Source organism: Collinsella aerofaciens (genome assembly GCF_015558785.1).
GTDB lineage: Bacteria > Actinomycetota > Coriobacteriia > Coriobacteriales > Coriobacteriaceae > Collinsella > Collinsella aerofaciens_P.
Genome location: NZ_JADMOP010000013.1, coordinates 50279 through 67480, shown reverse-complemented (window position 1 = coordinate 67480; position 17202 = coordinate 50279). Strand labels below are relative to the sequence as shown.

Here is a 17202-nt window from a genome sequence, read left to right as displayed (position 1 = left end):
GCCTGGGGTCCCTCATATACGGCCCTCCCGTCTCCTGCGCCCCTCCCGGAACTGTCCACATCAGTGTAGCCAATCCAGGCTCCGCCTCGCAGCTGTGGCGCGTCTCGGCCCTGGGCGGAGGCCGCTACTCATTCACGTCCGCCTCCGGGCTGGCGCTGGACGACCGGGGGCAGCGGACCTCGGAGGGCAACACGGTATGGCTCTACGAGCCCAACGGGGGGCCCGCCCAGGCGTGGGTCCTTACCTAGTCTGCAAGATCTTTCAAATACATTTTGACAATCTCCCGAATTGATTCAGGGAGAAGCCTTCGTGCTATTTTCTTAGTATAAAAAAATATTCCCCGCTCTCGCCTTTTATACATACACTCAATGGCATGCCAACCACCTTCGACAAATGCGTCAATATAGAGCTGTCTGTCTTTTGGAAGGGCGCTCGGGTGGCGGAGCTGATCATTGCCTTTAGCGATATCGTCAAATTCGACAGGGTACAAGTCCAGAGCGTTGCTGGATTCAATAAACTCCCTGCCGCGGTCGTTATTCACCAGCAAGCAGGAGACACCTTTCATCTGATTAAACTTCTCAGCATCTTTCAAAACGTCGGGCCTATTAACGTCGACGCCCCAAAAATCGCCGATGGTAAGATCGCCGGCGCGAAATCTCCCTGCATAGGGGCACCTATAGCAGCTATCGCGAAGAGTCTTGAGGTCCAGGAACATGTCGTAGTAGGGGGATTTCGCCGCAGGAATGGTGACCTCTCTTCCGTCCTCAAGAAGAAGAAAAAGAAGAAGAGAGTTGTCCCACCCCTCGCGCTTACACCTAAACCGGAAATCAACCACGGGAGACCCAAGCTGTCTGCCATAGCCCTCAACGCAGTCCGCGAACATGCGGCTGGAAGGGACGCCGTGGCAGACTAGGTCAACGGTTGTCAGGTTCTCATAATCGCCTCCGAGAAAGCCCCTAAGGCCGGCGACTTGGCAAGGCGTACCGCAGAAAAGAACCTGCCTCCCCTCGCGAAGGTCCGCCTTAACGTCGGCAAAACAAGCTCCGGCATCACTCTGCACATATTTTGAGTTAAGCAGTGGGCGAAGCCCGTCAACACTCGCCGCGCGACGGTGCCGCACCCGAAGGATGCTCCCCTCGCGCTCATAGGCAGCGCCATATGCGATCCCACCAGAAGCAATAAGCTCACGCGCAAATGCACCAAAAACGCCACCGGAGGCGGACTCCGAGACATCGTCCCTACCGGCGGCGGCAAAGAACGGTCCGACGGAATTAGAGCCTATCCCCCGATTGAGGCCGCACGCCCTCGTGCACGCGCCGCAGCCGATACAGAGATCGCTATTAATTACAGGAAAAACGAACCCATCCCTACCCTCTGCCATGGTGATTGCGCCTTTTGGGCAACCAGCGGCACACGCCCCACATCCGCAGCAATGCGACGGCGACTCAAACAGTGTGGGAACTTCGCCCCTTTTCACGGTAGACATGCAGTTATCCCCCTATTTGCGAGCCGAAAGGAGCTTGCGCAAAACATCGGCATTCATATAAACGAAAAAAGCCAGCGCAACTGCAAGGCAGACGATCGCGCTCAAAATGCCCGCACCGTAGGCGGACAGATAATAAAAAGCGAACACGCCGACAATTGAAATCAAAGTCAAAACTTGTTCAACACGGTCTTCGACAAGCTTAGTAAACTTAGCAACCTTAATTCTGCGGTACTCATTCACCACGATCATTGCCAAGAGCGTCGCAACAGATGCACCATAAAGGCCGAAATGTGGAATCAGCACGACACACAACACGGCACAAAGGGCAGCAGACACCGCAGTGGTGGTACCCATGATTCCTGTCTCCTTATGAGCGGTGAAGATCCCGCCGTAAAAGCCGGAGATGTTGCTGAAATACGTCGCCAGGAGCAATATCGGCACATACAGGAGGCCCTCGCCGAATGAACCTTTAATCAGGATTCCGTACACGAGAGGCATGAGCGCAGACATAAGTAGAACGACGCTCATCATGAAACGCCTTAGCGCTCGGTACACAGAGTTATAGAAAACCGACTCATCCTCATCAGAGTTAAGGGCTCGCGCAGAGCTCTCCTTCCAAGATTGATAGAAGAAGCCATACACCTGATCCATAACGCCAGGAAACTTGTACGACACGGCATACACACCGGCGGCAGAAGCGCCGAGCGTATTCATAATAATTAGCCTATCCAGCAAGTTATTAATAGTCCAGGAAACCTTGTTGGGAATGAGCGGAAAAGAATAGCGCAGAAGATCTCGAGCATAGGATACAGAAAAAGCTGACGGATCGATATAACGCCAGAGCTTTCGCATGACCATGAACGAAAAGGCAACACCGCCCTGCGCAATGACCGTGGCAGAAAGCATGCCCACAACGCCCCAACGCAACACGGCGATAAACAGAACGTTGAGCACGATAGTAAGCGCGCTAGCGGTGAAGTTCATGACTGAATATCCCACCGTATCCCCGAAACCACGTAGGACCGCAGAAGCCATCTGAAGAAGCGCGCCAGCAACAACAAGTCCCACGACCCAGCCAAGATTTTCTGGTTTGAAAATCAACCATGCTAGAATTGCCAAAAAGGCAAAGCATACACACCCGGCAAGAAGAACAACACAGGAGGTCGTCACCGCCCGAGACCGCTCCTCATCGATGCGACAGTCAATAAGAAACCGAAACAGCGCTTCGTCCATAAGCAGCGAGACCGCAGGAACGCAAAATAGAGCGATGGTATTGATGTAGTCGACAGTGCCATAATCGGCAGTTGTAAGAACCGATGTATAGAGCGGCAGTAGAAGAAACGAGACGAGTTTGGTTGCCATTCCACCCACTGCAATAATGCCGGTATTTTTGATGAGTCGACTTGCCTCTCCCATTACGAAAGCGCCTTTCTAAGATAGGCCCATGAATGCTCACGCAGAGAGTCAAGGAGAGTATCCACAGCACCCCAGTCACAAGGGGCAACATCGTCGGAACACATATCGCTGACGCAACGGTCAGACAGACCGATATTGCCCAACAAGTCGCGCATGCGCGCACCAGACTTATCTGTTGCATATACGCGAAAGGGCTTATGAAAGAGAACCGAGAATACAGTCGCATGAAAGGAATTGGTAACGATGAGGTCTGCATGCGCGATAAGCGAAACAAACTCTTCAGGGCCAACGCCAAACAGGTTAATTGAATTTGGAATATCTAGATTATTCTCTGATATATAAGCCACCTTCATGCCTGTTGCCTCCGTCATCGCGACGGTACTCTCAATGAGCTCAGGACATTCGCGCAAAAGATACATGAAAATATATTCACCCTGCAAGACATCTTTAGATGCCATGTCGGTATAGTCATCGGATTCCAACAAAAGCGTGGGATCTAAAACAACATCGATAGGCTTATCGACAAGTGGCTGAAATAGCGGAACCGTCTCCTCCTCGCGAACAGACAAAAAATCAAACCTTGAAAGTAAATCGGATACAAGCTGCTCATCAAAATTCTCCGGTCTAAAGAAAGTGTGAGCAAGGCTGGGGGCGTAAGCAACTCGTCGACTATCTCCGGCAAATGAAAGGAAATAGGGGCCAACAACACCTTGTGTGCAATCGAGATTCCAAATTTGATCGCTTCCGCAAATAAAACAATCAAACAGCTCTGCGAGTTCGCACATATCACTTTCTTTTTTCCAGAAATACGGTCTCTTCGTCAGCCTGAAATACTTTTTAGAAAATTCCGTAAATGCAGTCTTTCTAGACAACCGCTTACGCCAACAGCGCATTGCACGCAGCGTCATCTTCGGGTGGCGAGGTTGGAATAACCTATATTGCTCATAATCGCGAGAGCGATAGTCAATTATTCGCACCTCATGCCCCATACCTTTCAAGACTTCTTGAAGCGCATAAGACTGGAGTGCAGACCCGAAATTTAAAGCACCGTGGAAAGTAATCGTTCCAATCTTCATTATTTATCTGTTCCTGTTCACCCAAATATGGATTGCATCTGAAAGGCTAAGTCCAGTTACCCCATCAGCAGCTAGAGAAAGCGATGCGAGAAGATAGCGGCTGTAATCCGAAGTACGCAGAGCCCTCTCGATATCCTTCCATCTACCGTTCATCGAAGTACTCACCATACTGAACTCATCAATTGAATTGAACGTGTCGCAACAACAAGTAAACATAGTTTTACGTGCGCCGTTGTCCAAGGCAACGGTTCTCCCAAGCAAAAGCGGCCCGAACAGAGGAAAAATACGATCGAAGTCTTCCTGAGAGTAAGAAATTCCAAGCTTCGAACGATAAGAAATCAATTCATCGAGAACCCAATACGAATCAAGCCCTTTAACATTCGTAGGGGTAGACTGCATAATGGACCCAGGACGGATTCGGTAATAATAGCCACTCAAATCATAACAAGGTTCATCGTTAAAGCGACAATCTATCCATAACGGATGGATCAAATCCTCATACCATGCACCTACGGGAAAACCTAGTCGATTCCAGACTTCACGACGATATAGTCTGCCCCACGGCACCATCCAACTAGCTCTATCGTTCTCTATCTCGCCAACCAAACCATCATCAGACATATATCTAAAAGTCGATGTAACGAAATCCGCAGATGTTTGATCGAGTCTGCTCCACATAGCCTCAAGATACCCTGGCCCGATCATGTCATCAGAATCCACGAACATGATGTACTTACCGCGAGAAACCCTAAGACCCGCATTGCGCGCTGCGGAAAGGCCGCCGTTTACCTGGTGAATTACAAGAACATTGGGCATTAGTCCATACGAATCGGCTATTGCACCAGAATCATCTTTAGACCCATCATCGACAATAATAACCTCAAACTTGCCAGAAAACTTCTGAGTCACAATGGATTCTAGGCAGGGTTTAAGGTATTTTTCAACGTTATATACAGGCACAATAATAGAAATGTCGTAAGATACGCCTTCATTAAAAACAATAGGCATGAACATATTGGATGGTCTCTTGGAAACCATACCCAGCTTCGCCTTAGACGCATAGGATATAGCATCGGAACGACGACTTAACCTGAGTAAGCCATCATAAATAGGGCTGGAAAGTATAAGTTTTATAGCTTTCTTAATTAAATTAAGAATCTGCAACAATTGACTCCTCCTATCTTTAAAGTCGAATAAATATGCGCTTCCATCGATTCGAATATTTAAGTCATGATGCCCTATCATGCAATCAACAAGACCAATCGCAGACAGAACCCCCTAGAGGAATAGGCTACAAACAAAAAATCACAAACGTAAGCGTCTATTGCCTCACCCAAAACATAGGGACGTTGGAGATTTTCTTTGAAATAACGTGCAAAGAGCAGCTTCTAAGCATCAACCGAAATAACAAAAGCCCTAGGAATGAATATACCGCGCGACAGGACCAGATCCTCGATGTCGGTTCAATCGTAAATGCTCGCCACTTAGCCGAAAGCTAAGGCAGGCTCGGTCAAGAAGAATAATGCTCCATCTAAACATATTAGAAAAAGCAATAATGACCCACATTATACAAAGAGACGACGAAGGCATTTAAAGCAGCTCAGTATGTGCCGAGCAGCAAAAGAAACAATACTGAAATTTGACAAAACAAGACTATGAACTAAGTCCGGACAATTGCTGATTCGCCTCCGATACTCGCTTTTTATTGTTTTATCAAATTGTCTTTTCACCTCTTTATCCGCTTCACAATGCCAAAGAACTTCATCAAGATCACAATAATGTCGACAGATACCCCTATTGGCATTTTTGACTGAATCACTCGACCATTCACTCGCATAGCGAATCAATTCGTCGCTTACAAAGCTCCAATCAGTTATCTGATCCTCTTTAAACTGCTTCGTACTATTAGTGTCATGCTGACGATAGTAGTAAAGCGGTTCGTCAATGTGAAATAAACTCTTTGCAATATCGAAAACAGGAAGAAGTTGACAGAGATCCTCACCATGCATAAGACCAACTCGTTTCGAATACCACTCGTCACTGGCAAATAAATCTCTCCGAATGACTTTATTCCAAACGCTATTGAAATCGCATCCGCACAACAGGCTTTTAACGGCATCAAAAGATTCACCCGTGTGCATACCAGAACAGATATCAACTTTTAGCGAGGGTTTAATAGGCATCAATCCCATAGTGAAATCAAATGAAATGATATCAGCACCAGTCGAGGCAATTACATCGCATACCTTTTTGATGCAACCTTCAAGAAGAGCGTCATCGGAGTCGAGCGAAAGAATATAACGCCCGCTCGCCTCGCGAAGACCGTCTCGCCGTGCAGCGAGAAGACCTTCGTTGTCCTTATGAATAACGAAGGCTCTCTCACGCTTATCGCAATAAGCATCGCAAATATCAGGAGATCCATCGGTGGAACCATCATCCACAAGAATTACCTCAAAAGAACCGGTTCCTTGAATATCAATAGATTCCAGACAAGCGGGGAGAAAACGCTCGGTGTTATATACCGGTACAACAATACTGATGTCAGGCGTTTCGTCATGCATAAATAACTCCTAATAGTGCCGACGAATACGGAAAAAGATCACAACTGCCGCCATATACAAACGTAATGACAAAATAAAACATGAAAAACAAGACACCCAGAACCCCGGTTAGGAACCGCTCTCTGCCAAGGTTTTCAGACAAAAAGGGGTAAACAAAACCTGAAATGAAAAGAAAAGGGAAACTGAGTCGAATTAGCTCAGGACTGATGCTCGCAAATTGAGCGAACAAGGAAGAAATTATACCGTTGGTCGTATAGAAATTTAGCGTCCATCGATCAATGCTCGTGTTCAAACCCTTACTACCCAGCATCCATATAGCAAGGCAAAACAGAAAATAAATAAGCATTGTGGTATTAAATGAACCCAAACCAGCGTGTTTGATCTGAAAGCTATATGACGACGTAAATTGAGATACGAACTCCATTACATCCGGGCCAATCATAATCACGCAAATGGCAAAAATGATAACGCCAACACATGCAAGAAGTGCAACGGTCTTGTACGAACGTTCGTGCCTGCGATTGAAGCATGAAATATAAATAATCCAAATAAAAAGTCCCATGACAGACATCTTGTGGAAGCCAACTGCAAGAACCAAATAAACAATAGCGGAGACGCGCTTCTCGCGGAACAGCTCATAAACCATCATGACGAGCATGCTAGTAGCAAGACATTGCCTAATTATGTTTAACGTATAACCAAACACAACGAAACAAAGAAAGAAACCTACGATAGGATACCCGCGAGGATACAACTTCCTAACAACTAAAATATAGGGAAGGAGAACGATGGCTTCACAAAGAAAAAGAACAGCGTGGAAATCGCTAGTCAGTCTCCCCAGGATCCAGAAGAGAATCACGAATAGCGGCTCTTGATCTGAGCAAGCACCCATAGCACCTGTGAGCGAATAATACTGCGAGGCGTAAAAACACCTGAGGGGATATGCAGAGGTATCGGTACCGACAGATGCATCGCGCAGCCCTGCCACCAAGCAAAGGGGAAGAATCGAGATAACCGCGAGAAGAAAACTGACGCGCTTATTAGTTATCTTTACTGAGAAATATAGCAATACAATATGGGACACAAAGGCAATGAAGTAGATTGGCATCTCTACACCTGCTTTGCATATCGTTTGTAAACCGTTGATTTTTCTCCGGCCGAAACCGTGTCGAAAACACCTACATAGCAGTTAAAGCCTTCTAGAAAATAGATCTTATACAAAAAGCCGCCGCTGCATTCAGTAACGTTAAACAGATGTGCGCTAATTGAAAAACTCACCTTATCAACCTTTTATCATGGGGGTTACCCGATTGCCTTACCAGAAATTGCAGCATATAACGCATAGAAAGCATTATGAACCCTAGGAGAGATAGAAAAGAGAGCACAGCGTAGCCTCCATTTTGAACAAGCATATGGGTTCTTCGATGCCCTCCAGGCAAGCCCTCGAGCCTTCCTCAAATAATTCTGGGCTTCAGCCTGATCATCAAATCCGTCCGGATCAACCCTCATTGCAACGCGAAGCGTACAGAATGACTGGAAGCACTCAAACTCGCCCTGAAATTCAGGCCAGGCAAATTGTCGAACAGTCTCAATAGTCCTGTCCATGTCTTTAGCATGCTTGGAACCCTGCTTCCTGAGCGTTGTAATGGAACCAGGTCTCGTCACGTATGCATAGAAGCACGCATCAGAAAATACAACCTTTTTAATTTTGGAACAAATGTTAGCGATTACGCCCATGTCTTCAAAGAGCTGCCCCTCAGGAAAGACAAGGTCGCTAATAAGAGATCGTTCAAAGAGCTTCCCGCACGCAGAGCCATTCTCACCGCTTAATAAAAGTAGTTTTCGAAAATGCTCAATTCCAGACTCAACATGGAATTCTACATTCTGCCCCATCTTATAGCTATCAAGAACAGGCGTCTTCGCAAAGGAGCCGATAACGAGCGAAACTTGATATTTGTCAGCCGCTTCGACCATCAACTCAACAGTTCGCGAATCAATCAAATCGTCCCCATCAACATACATGACATAATCACCGTGGCACCTTTGAGTACCAAAGTTACGCGCAGAAGAAAGACCGCCGTTCTCCTTATGCAAAATCTTAAATCGCGTGTCTGACCCAACGGCATCTTCAATAAGATCGATAGTATTATCAGTACATCCATCATCCACGATAATATATTCGATATTCGAATAAGTCTGACCAAGCAATGAGTTTACGCAAGGAAGCGCGAACATACCCACGTTGTACATGGGGACAATGACACTAACCAGAGGTTTATCAACATCAGAAGCCATATATCTAGGACCTCCTGAGTAAATAACGATATATCAACGCTCTAACGGAATTTGGCATCAGACAGACAGCGGCATGCGGCAAATAAGAACAGATATAATCACGTTTTGTGAAATAGCCACGCTCAACTTGAGCCTGCTTAAATGCTTTAGCGTACTTAAGATACTGCGAGCCGCCCCTACGAGCATAGAAATCCTCACTAACGCGCATCGCAACAAGCGGTTCCTTCAGGTTATCCGCCTTGCAGCCACATGCGAGCATCCTGTTAAAAAGATCCCAATCCTCAAAGTAGAGAAAGTCGGAACTGTAGTTACCAGCCTCCATAACTTTCGACTTTTTAAACGTCATGGGAGGATGACGGAAGGGATTTCGCCTTTTGGAATAAGAACGTATAGCATCGATGCCCTTGGGAAGGTCCGTGGCCGCAACAGGTTCATTGGGAGACGTGACGAATTCGATAACATCGCTTCCGACCATATCGAGCCCGCCATCAATAGCGGCAAGCTGTTTCTCCATACGATCCGGACGAGCTATATCATCAGTGTCCATGCGTGCAACAATTTCGTTAGAGCAAGCAAGCATGCCTTGGCGCAATGCATACCCAAGTCCATGGTTTTTTTCATACGAAACAAAATTGAACAGTCCAGGATGCAGGGAGTCATAATCTTGGAGCACGTCTTCAAGCTCATGCGTAAGCGGGCCATCCTTGACCATGACGATCTCAGCAGGAGAAACCGTTTGATTCAGCACGCTGTCTAAAGCCTGAATTAAATAGGCAGGATTTTCTTTTTTGTAAATGCTCATCAACACACTATAAGAAGAAGTAAGGTTTGTCTGCATCTATCGCCCCGTTCTCTTCTTGCCGAACATGGCACCGAAGGTGCCGGTAAAGCACTTCAAATCCATGCGGAAGCAGCGGTTCTGAACGTAGCGAAGTTCTATCTTTTGCCTCCGACCACTCTCAAAGGTCGCTTCATTACGATCAGTCGCTTGCCAAAGACCAGTAATTCCAGGCTGAACTGAGAGCAGCTCAGCCTTTTCTTCATCCGAAAAATGCTGTTCAAGCTCATCCCTTGTAATGGGACGGGGACCAATGACTGAAAGATCGCCGTTCAGCACATTGAGAAACTGAGGCATCTCATCGATGGAACATTTACGAATGAATTGACCAATCTTGGTAATGCGGGGATCATCGTTGACTTTGCGTTCGACTTCCCACTGATGTAGCTGCTCAGGACTCAAATACTTCTGCACATCACCCGCATCGGCAACCATGCTACGAAGCTTGAAGATCTTGATGGTCTTTCCGCCCTTGCCGACGCGCTCTTGCGTATACATAGGGCTGCCGGGTGATTCAAGGCTAATGAGCGCACACACTACAGCAAGAGGAATAAGCAGCAGAACACTCATCAAAAGACTGAAGGCTAGGTCGAACAGCCTCTTAAGAAAGCGATAGCCAAGCGTACCACTCGGTTTTATCTGATCGATAGCCAGTGCACCCTCCATTGATGCACAGTTCTCTCTTACTTCTTTAGCAGCCACAGTCAAACTTACGTCCCCGTTCCCCAGGGATCCCCCAATCGGTAAATTCAAAAATGCGAACGAATAGCTGGTGCAACGTCTCCCTTACGTTTTGCTGGGAACGTCAAGCGGTAGCAGCTCCCTAAATGTGGAGTCACCCTCGCCCACGTCTACCAGGCACCAGCGTTTATGACGGTCGATCTTTTTAACGCTGGCCTCTTGCCCCACCAAGGGACCCTGTTCTATGTGCAACACGCCGTCTTCTATGCGCGCAACGCTGTTGCGCACCACGCCGTCGTCGTCCAGAACGCTGCGGTACCAATCCTGCGCATCGTCCGGCATGGGCATGTACGCCCGCTCCCTGCTGCCGGCGATGCGACAGCCAAAGCTCAACTGGGCCAAAGCCCTATCGAGCGCGGCGGCATCGTGCGTGGCGACGAAGAAATATTCCTTGTACATGGGTTTGGTTTGGAGCGACCAGGCGCCATCCCGCTTAAACCAGAACTCCTTTTGCATCACAAAAGCGTCCTGCATCAGCTCGTGCGGGATAATGCAGCGAACCCTTTCGCAGGTCTCGCGCTCTTTTCCATTGGGGGTGTGAACCAGATACCAGCGGACACGGCCGTGCTGGCTGTTGGTGGTGACGCCGTTAAATGCGCCTGGCAGCTTCTCTTGGCGCCGTGCCGTCTGTTCCATGTCCTCGCCCCCTCTTTTGGCTTTGCGATGCACGCAAATGCAGGGGCGTTTAGAACAGGCTTCTCGCTCGCAGCTAGGCGCAGTCGCAAAAGTACAGGTTTTTGTATCGTTCAACAGATGACATTATACCAGAAATTAATCAGCGTTTGCCCAGATTGCGCAAAATGTACTGCCATTAGGTGCATCTCCATACCCCTCTATAAAAACCTGTACCTTTTTGTGCAACAAAAAAAGCCGCTCAACCAGCGGCTTTTCTTATTTCGGCATGAAAAAAGGCGACCGCCCTGTGTAGACGGTCGCCTTTGTTAATTGTTGTAAAGTTTGCCTTAGGCGCGGGTCTTGATCTCCTCGGTCACCTTGGCAACAAACTCGTCAACGCTCATCTGAACGGTCTCGTTGGAGCGATCGCGGACGGAGATGTTGCCGGCCTCGACCTCCTTCTCGCCCAGAATGAGCATGTAGGGCACGCGGTCAATGGAGCGGGCCTCGCGGATCTTGTAGCCGATCTTCTCGTCGCGGTCGTCGCAGACCACGCGGATGCCGGCCTCCTCCAGCTTGGCGCACACCTCGTGGGCGTAATCGCGGCTCTTCTCGGAAACCGGAAGTGCCTTGACCTGCACGGGGGCCAACCAAGTGGGGAACTTGCCCGCAAAATGCTCAATCAGAATGCCGATGAAGCGCTCGATGGAGCCAAAGCACACGCGATGCAGCATGATGGGGCGCTTCTTGGTGCCGTCGGCGTCCACGTACTCCAGATCAAAGTTGAGCGGCATCTGGAAGTCGAGCTGGACGGTACCGCACTGCCAAGTGCGGCCGAGCGAGTCCTCCAGGTGGAAGTCGATCTTGGGGCCGTAGAAGGCGCCGTCGCCCTCGTTGACCTCGTAGTCCATGCCCAGCTTCTCCAGAGCAGTGCGCAGGCCCTCCTCGGCGCGCGCCCAATCCTCGTCGGAGCCCATAGAGTCCTCGGGGCGGGTGGAAAGCTCGACGTGGTACTTAAAGCCAAACTTCTGGTACACGGAGTCGATGAGGTTGACCACGCCCACGATCTCGTCGGTCAGCTGGTCGGGACGCACAAACAGGTGGGCGTCGTCCTGGTTAAAGCAGCGCACGCGGAACAGGCCGTGCAGGGCGCCACGCAGCTCGTGACGGTGCACCAGACCAATCTCGCCGGCGCGGATGGGCAGCTCGCGATAGGAGTGCGGCTTGGAGGCATACACCAGCACGCCACCCGGGCAGTTCATGGGCTTAATGCAGTACTCTTCGTCGTCGATGACGGTGGAGTACATGTTGTCCTTGTAGTGGTCCCAGTGGCCCGAGGTCTTCCACAGCTGCTTGTTCATGATGAGCGGCGTGGAGATCTCCACGTAGCCGGCCTTGTGGTGGATCTCGCGCCAGTAGTCCAGCAGCGTGTTCTTAAGGATCATGCCGTTGGGCAGGAAGAACGGGAAGCCGGGGGCCTCGTCGCGCATCATAAAGAGGTCCATCTCGCGGCCGATCTTGCGGTGGTCGCGCTTCTTGGCCTCCTCCAGCATGTGCATGTGTTCGTCGAGCTCTTCCTTGGTGGCAAAGGCGACACCGTTGATGCGGGTGAGCATCTTGTTGTCCTTGTCGCCCTTCCAGTAAGCGCCCGAGACGCCGGTGAGCTTAAAGGCCTTCAGCGCCTTGGTGTAGCAGATGTGGGGGCCGACGCACATGTCGATGTAGTCGCCCTGCTGGTAGAAGGTGATGCGGGCGTCATCGTCCAGGTCGCCGATGTGCTCGACCTTGTACTTCTCGCCGCGTTCCTCCATAAGGGCGATGGCCTCGGCGCGGGGCTTCTCGTACACGGAGAACTTGAGGTTCTCCTTGACGATCTTCTTCATCTCGGCCTCGATCGCGGGGAAGTCGTCCTCGCTGATCTTGACGCCCTCGGGCAGGTCGACGTCGTAGTAAAAGCCGTTGTCGGTTGCGGGGCCGTAGGCAAAGTCGGCCTCGGGATAGAGGCGCTTGATGGCCTGCGCCATGATGTGCGCGGCGGAGTGGCGGATGACGTGCGTGACCTCGTCCTGCGGGAGCTCGGCCACCGAACCGTCATTGTAGAGTGCCTTCATGGGTATGTTTTCTCCTCTCGGATGCCTGATGCAAGTGCGTGCGATGCGCTCGGCGTTTTTGACTTGCATCATTATAGGCAGGTTGCCTTGGTATACAAGCGCCCGCCGCACCTTAATGGCACGGCGGGCGATTTTCTACGCATGCTTCATCGTGTGGGGCGGGGTGTGGGGCGCGCATGGCTTGCGGCCGGCCCGGCGATGGATGCGTTACTGAATGCGAGTTCGGCAGTACGGGCAGACCTTCCAGTGCGCATCGAGCGGGCGATGGCAGCTGGGGCAGACATTGCGAACCTGGGTATCGCACACCGGGCAGACGACGAAGTCCTTCTCGATGGGCGCGCCGCACTGCGGGCAGGTGCCGTACTGCGCAAGCTGGCGCTCGCGCAGGGCCATGTCCAACTCCTGCTCCTCGCGGTCGGACGCGTAAGAGTGCGGGCGCAGGACCAGGTAGGCAATGAGGCCTACAAACGGGATGAGGGCGATGATGCCCCATGCCACGTAGGCGCTGGCACCGCGGCGGCGAGCGTCGATGAACACATAGACGACCGACAGCACATACAGGGCGATGATAAAACCAACGAAGGCATAGACGACGCCCATAAGCTGCGGCGACATGAGCTCGGAGATGTACTTGGACATTACGGGTACCTTTCGGAATATTAACAGTCCGGTCAAGTTTACCACGGGGTTTGTTTTTATGGGACTACGGCTGGGTACGGGGCTGGCGCGGACACAAACATCTCAATCTGTAACAGGTGGAAGCGGAAACCGGGTCTAGATGTTACAGATCGAGACGAACGGATTACCAGTCAGACTAACGTCTCAATCTGTAACATCTGGGACCCAAATCCTCGTCTAACTGTTACAGATCGAGACATCCAAAATCCGCCGGAAGGTTCGTCTTGATCTGTAACATCTAGAACCCAAATCATCAGCTAACTGTTACAGATTGAGACAAAGAAAGCCGTCCGCACCGAATGTCTCAATCTGTAACAGTAACTCGGCAAAAACAGTCCCAGATGTTACAGATTGAGACAAATCTCCGACACCGAAGGTGGCATACGAGGTTGCCGACGTTGCCGGGTCTCCCCTCGTCTGCCGTTGGCGGGTGTTGCGGGGCTGTTCGCCGCATTGCCGCCGCGTTGGGGGTGTGCAGACCGTAGGATAGTCTTATTGACATCCTGTCAACTTGTCTTGGAGGCACCGTGGCAGAAACGTTTGATATCGCGATTGTCGGCGCGGGCATCACCGGATGCGCCATCGCACGGCAGCTCGCGCGGTTTGACCTGTCCATTTGCGTGGTCGAGGCGGCTAACGATATTGCGCTGGGCGCGTCGAAGGCCAACGGCGGCCTGGTGCACGCCGGTTACGATCCGGCACCGGGCACGGTTAAGGCGCAGGTCAACGCCCGTGGCTGCGAGTTGTACGGTAAGTGGGCGCAGGAGCTGGGCTTTCTGTTCTGCCGCACCGGGTCGATGGTGCTGGGATTTAACGATGAGGACCGCGCGCAACTGGAAAAGCTGCGGTGCAACGGTCATGTCAACGGTGTGCCCGAGCTGTCGATCATCGGACCCGATCGCATCCACGAATTAGAGCCGCGCGCCAGTGCCGATGCAACGTGCGCGTTGTGGTGCCCCTCGACTGGGTTTGTCGACCCGTTTGAGGTTGCCATCGCCGCGTTGGAGAACGCCGTGGCCAACGGGGTGACGTTTATGCGGTCCGCGTCGGTGGAAGCAATTGAAGTCGCGGGCTCGGGCGACAACGCGCACTTTACGCTGGCGACCCCCGCTGGCAACGTGCGCTGCCGCTACCTGATCAACGCCGCGGGCAACGGCGCCGCGGACATCTCGCATGTGACCGGCGCCGAGGAGTTCCAGATGGTCTGGCGCCAGGGAAACATTGTGGTACTGGACAAGGAGCCGCGCGCGCTCATGCCGCTCTACCCCGTGCCCACGCCGGTTTCCAAGGGCGTTATCGTCACGGGCACGGTCCACGGCAACACCGTGATTACCGCGACCGCCGCTGTGCGCGAGCCAGGCGACACGCAGACCTATGCAAGCGATGTGAACGCGCTGCTGACGGGCGCGCGCAAGCTGGTTCCCGATCTGGACACGCGCCGCGTGGTGCGCGCGTTTGCCGGCGGGCGTCCGGTCATTCAGGGGACTAACGACTTCTTTATTGGGCAGTCGGCCGTGGTGCCGGGGCTGTTTCAGGCGGCGGGCATTCAGTCGCCGGGTGTGGCGAGCGCGCCAGCCATTGCCGAGCGCATGGAGCAGGTGCTGCGCGATGCCGGCGTGGTCCTGCGCGAACGGAACGATTGGGACCCGATACGCCGCGCGCCGGATGACTTTGACCGCGCCCCGCTTGTGCGCAAGGAAGAGCTCATTGAGTCCGACCCCGCGTGGGGGCAGATTGTCTGCCGCTGCGAGACGGTACCCGAGGCCGAGATCGTGGCCGCGATCCGACGCCGCCCGGGTGCGGTTTCGGTCGAAGGCGTCAAGCGCCGCTGTCGTGCCGGCATGGGTCGGTGTCAGAGTGGCTTTTGCCAGAGCCGCGTGGTGGCGATCCTTGCCCGCGAGCTGGGCTGCGACCCCAGCGAAGTGCTGTTGGAGGATGCCGGATCCTGGCTGGTCGAGGGACCGCTGAAGGGGGTGCGCTAGGATGGCGACGTTGGATATGCGCGACGGACGCGCGAAAGCCGGAGCTGTAGCGTCGGTGTCGACGAAGGCCTTCGACGTGGTCGTCATCGGCGGCGGACCTGCTGGCATGGCGGCTGCGCTTGCCGCACATAATGCCGGCGCCCACGTGGCCATCGTGGAGCGCGAGCAGCATCTGGGCGGCATCCTGCGCCAGTGCATCCACCCCGGTTTTGGCCTTTCGCACTTTAAGCAGGAACTCACCGGCCCCGAGTACGCCCAACGCTTTATCGACCAGGTGCGCGCAACCGACGTTGCGCTGTTCTTGGGCAGTATGGTGATTGGGATTGATTCGGGCGAGGGCGCGGGCGCGAGCGCGTCGGGCGTGGACGAGGCCTCGGGAGCCACCGCAGTCCATACCGTCACGCTCATGAGCCGCGCCGGCATGCTTCAGCTCACCGGACGCGCGGTCGTCCTTGCCATGGGGTGCCGCGAGCGCACGCGCAGCGAGATCAAGATCCCCGGCAGCCGCCCCGCCGGCGTATTTACGGCCGGCCTGGCGCAGCGATACATCAATATCGAAAACCTCAAGCCCGGCTCGCGCGCCGTCATTTTGGGCTCGGGCGACATCGGGCTGATCATGGCGCGCCGCTGTACGCTCGAGGGAATTTCGGTCGAGGGCGTGTACGAGCTCATGCCGTACGCCAACGGTCTGCGCCGCAACGTCAAGAACTGCCTGGACGACTTTGGCATTCCGCTTCACCTGTCTACTACCGTCACACGCGTAATCGGACACGACCGCGTGGAGGCCGTCGAGGTGAGTAAGGTCGACGAGCACCTGGCACCCATTCCGGGGACCGAGCGCGTTGTTCCGTGCGACACGTTGCTGCTTTCGGTGGGTCTGATTCCCGAGAACGAGCTTTCGGTGGGCGCGGGCGTTGAACTTGACCCGCGCACGCGCGGCGCCGTGGTGGACCAGAGCCTGCAGACGGGCGTACCAGGCATCTTTGCCTGCGGCAACGTGCTGCACGTGCACGACCTGGCCGACAACGTGACAACTGAGTCCGAACATGCCGGCGCGGCTGCGGCGGCGTACGCGCTGGGCGGCGGCGCGGATGCCGAGGCGGGCGCTCCAGGCGCGGGTTGCCAGCTCACGGTCTCCCCTGCCAGCATTGCGGGATACGCGCTGCCGGGACGCATTACGGCCGTGGCGCTCACCAAACTGAACTTCCGCGTGCGCCGACCCGTCGACGCCGCCCGCGTGAGGATCTTGGCCGACGGCGAGGAACTGTTCACCGGCAAGGTCCGCGCGTTTAAGCCGGGCGTTATGGAGAGTTTCCCGCTACCGGCAAAGGTCATCAAACAAGCGCTCGACCTGGGTGCCAGCGAGATTATCCTTTCCGTCGAACCCGTTAAGGAGGCGTAGA

Annotated in this window: 15 protein-coding genes; 3 read left to right on the top strand and 12 right to left on the bottom strand. The window is 52.8% G+C overall.

Annotated features, from left to right (window positions below; translation table 11 throughout):
• Positions 1–2: 2 nt before the first annotated feature.
• Positions 3–248 (top strand): RICIN domain-containing protein, encoded by a 246-nt coding sequence (locus tag I2G40_RS09860; protein ID WP_411266844.1) that lies wholly within the window; start codon positions 3–5, stop codon positions 246–248.
• Here I2G40_RS09860 and I2G40_RS07235 read toward each other — a convergent pair.
• The 12 genes from I2G40_RS07235 to I2G40_RS07180 form a co-directional block, all read right to left on the bottom strand.
• Positions 245–1486: a Coenzyme F420 hydrogenase/dehydrogenase, beta subunit C-terminal domain gene (locus tag I2G40_RS07235; protein ID WP_195544648.1), complete on the bottom strand. Its 1242-nt coding sequence runs from the start codon at positions 1484–1486 to the stop codon at positions 245–247. The two genes, I2G40_RS09860 and I2G40_RS07235, sit on opposite strands and share 4 nt — an antisense overlap.
• Positions 1487–1498: 12 nt before the next feature.
• Positions 1499–2902: a lipopolysaccharide biosynthesis protein gene (locus I2G40_RS07230; protein ID WP_195544647.1), complete on the bottom strand. Its 1404-nt coding sequence runs from the start codon at positions 2900–2902 to the stop codon at positions 1499–1501.
• Positions 2902–3978, bottom strand: coding sequence for a polysaccharide pyruvyl transferase family protein (locus tag I2G40_RS07225; protein WP_195544646.1), 1077 nt, complete (start codon positions 3976–3978; stop codon positions 2902–2904). Before I2G40_RS07225 ends, I2G40_RS07230 begins: the two co-directional genes overlap by 1 nt.
• Positions 3979–3981: 3 nt before the next feature.
• Complete coding sequence (locus tag I2G40_RS07220; RefSeq protein ID WP_195544645.1) at positions 3982–5145, bottom strand: glycosyltransferase family 2 protein; 1164 nt, start codon at positions 5143–5145, stop codon at positions 3982–3984.
• A 398-nt stretch (positions 5146–5543) separates the two neighbouring features.
• Entirely contained in the window at positions 5544–6539 is a 996-nt protein-coding gene (locus I2G40_RS07215; RefSeq protein ID WP_195544644.1) for a glycosyltransferase family 2 protein, read from the bottom strand.
• Positions 6532–7647, bottom strand: a complete 1116-nt coding sequence (locus tag I2G40_RS07210; protein ID WP_195544643.1) for an EpsG family protein — start codon at positions 7645–7647, stop codon at positions 6532–6534. Before I2G40_RS07210 ends, I2G40_RS07215 begins: the two co-directional genes overlap by 8 nt.
• 194 nt (positions 7648–7841) lie before the next feature.
• On the bottom strand, positions 7842–8834 hold the full coding sequence (locus I2G40_RS07205) for a glycosyltransferase family 2 protein (protein ID WP_195544642.1): 993 nt from the start codon (positions 8832–8834) through the stop codon (positions 7842–7844).
• Positions 8835–8838: 4 nt separating this feature from the next.
• On the bottom strand, positions 8839–9672 hold the full coding sequence (locus I2G40_RS07200; RefSeq protein ID WP_195544641.1) for a glycosyltransferase: 834 nt from the start codon (positions 9670–9672) through the stop codon (positions 8839–8841).
• Complete coding sequence (locus tag I2G40_RS07195) at positions 9673–10374, bottom strand: sugar transferase (RefSeq protein WP_324252582.1); 702 nt, start codon at positions 10372–10374, stop codon at positions 9673–9675. It abuts the gene before it with no gap.
• Between the two features lie 84 nt (positions 10375–10458).
• Complete coding sequence (locus I2G40_RS07190; protein WP_195544640.1) at positions 10459–11049, bottom strand: hypothetical protein; 591 nt, start codon at positions 11047–11049, stop codon at positions 10459–10461.
• Between the two features lie 326 nt (positions 11050–11375).
• Positions 11376–13139 carry a threonine--tRNA ligase gene (thrS, locus tag I2G40_RS07185; RefSeq protein ID WP_055251577.1) on the bottom strand — a complete coding sequence of 588 codons (1764 nt, stop codon included), beginning with the start codon at positions 13137–13139 and terminating at the stop codon, positions 11376–11378.
• A gap of 207 nt (positions 13140–13346) precedes the next feature.
• Positions 13347–13778 (bottom strand): double zinc ribbon domain-containing protein, encoded by a 432-nt coding sequence (locus tag I2G40_RS07180; protein ID WP_055251579.1) that lies wholly within the window; start codon positions 13776–13778, stop codon positions 13347–13349.
• Between the two features lie 566 nt (positions 13779–14344).
• Between I2G40_RS07180 and I2G40_RS07175 the strand changes: the two genes are divergently transcribed.
• Both I2G40_RS07175 and I2G40_RS07170 read left to right on the top strand, forming a co-directional pair.
• Positions 14345–15799, top strand: coding sequence for an NAD(P)/FAD-dependent oxidoreductase (locus I2G40_RS07175; protein ID WP_195544639.1), 1455 nt, complete (start codon positions 14345–14347; stop codon positions 15797–15799).
• A 1-nt stretch (position 15800) separates the two neighbouring features.
• Positions 15801–17201: an NAD(P)/FAD-dependent oxidoreductase gene (locus I2G40_RS07170; protein WP_195544638.1), complete on the top strand. Its 1401-nt coding sequence runs from the start codon at positions 15801–15803 to the stop codon at positions 17199–17201.
• The last annotated feature ends 1 nt before the right edge of the window (position 17202 follow it).

Bases quoted from the DNA above. Each gene is read 5' to 3' on its own strand.
- I2G40_RS07235 (WP_195544648.1), bottom strand. From the start codon at position 1,486: ATGTCTACCGTGAAAAGGGGCGAAGTTCCCACACTGTTTGAGTCGCCG.
- I2G40_RS07230 (WP_195544647.1), bottom strand. From the start codon at position 2,902: ATGGGAGAGGCAAGTCGACTCATCAAAAATACCGGCATTATTGCAGTG.
- I2G40_RS07225 (WP_195544646.1), bottom strand. From the start codon at position 3,978: ATGAAGATTGGAACGATTACTTTCCACGGTGCTTTAAATTTCGGGTCT.
- I2G40_RS07215 (WP_195544644.1), bottom strand. From the start codon at position 6,539: ATGCATGACGAAACGCCTGACATCAGTATTGTTGTACCGGTATATAAC.
- I2G40_RS07210 (WP_195544643.1), bottom strand. From the start codon at position 7,647: ATGCCAATCTACTTCATTGCCTTTGTGTCCCATATTGTATTGCTATAT.
- I2G40_RS07205 (WP_195544642.1), bottom strand. From the start codon at position 8,834: ATGGCTTCTGATGTTGATAAACCTCTGGTTAGTGTCATTGTCCCCATG.
- I2G40_RS07200 (WP_195544641.1), bottom strand. From the start codon at position 9,672: ATGCAGACAAACCTTACTTCTTCTTATAGTGTGTTGATGAGCATTTAC.
- I2G40_RS07190 (WP_195544640.1), bottom strand. From the start codon at position 11,049: ATGGAACAGACGGCACGGCGCCAAGAGAAGCTGCCAGGCGCATTTAAC.
- thrS (WP_055251577.1), bottom strand. From the start codon at position 13,139: ATGAAGGCACTCTACAATGACGGTTCGGTGGCCGAGCTCCCGCAGGAC.
- I2G40_RS07180 (WP_055251579.1), bottom strand. From the start codon at position 13,778: ATGTCCAAGTACATCTCCGAGCTCATGTCGCCGCAGCTTATGGGCGTC.
- I2G40_RS07170 (WP_195544638.1), top strand. From the start codon at position 15,801: ATGGCGACGTTGGATATGCGCGACGGACGCGCGAAAGCCGGAGCTGTA.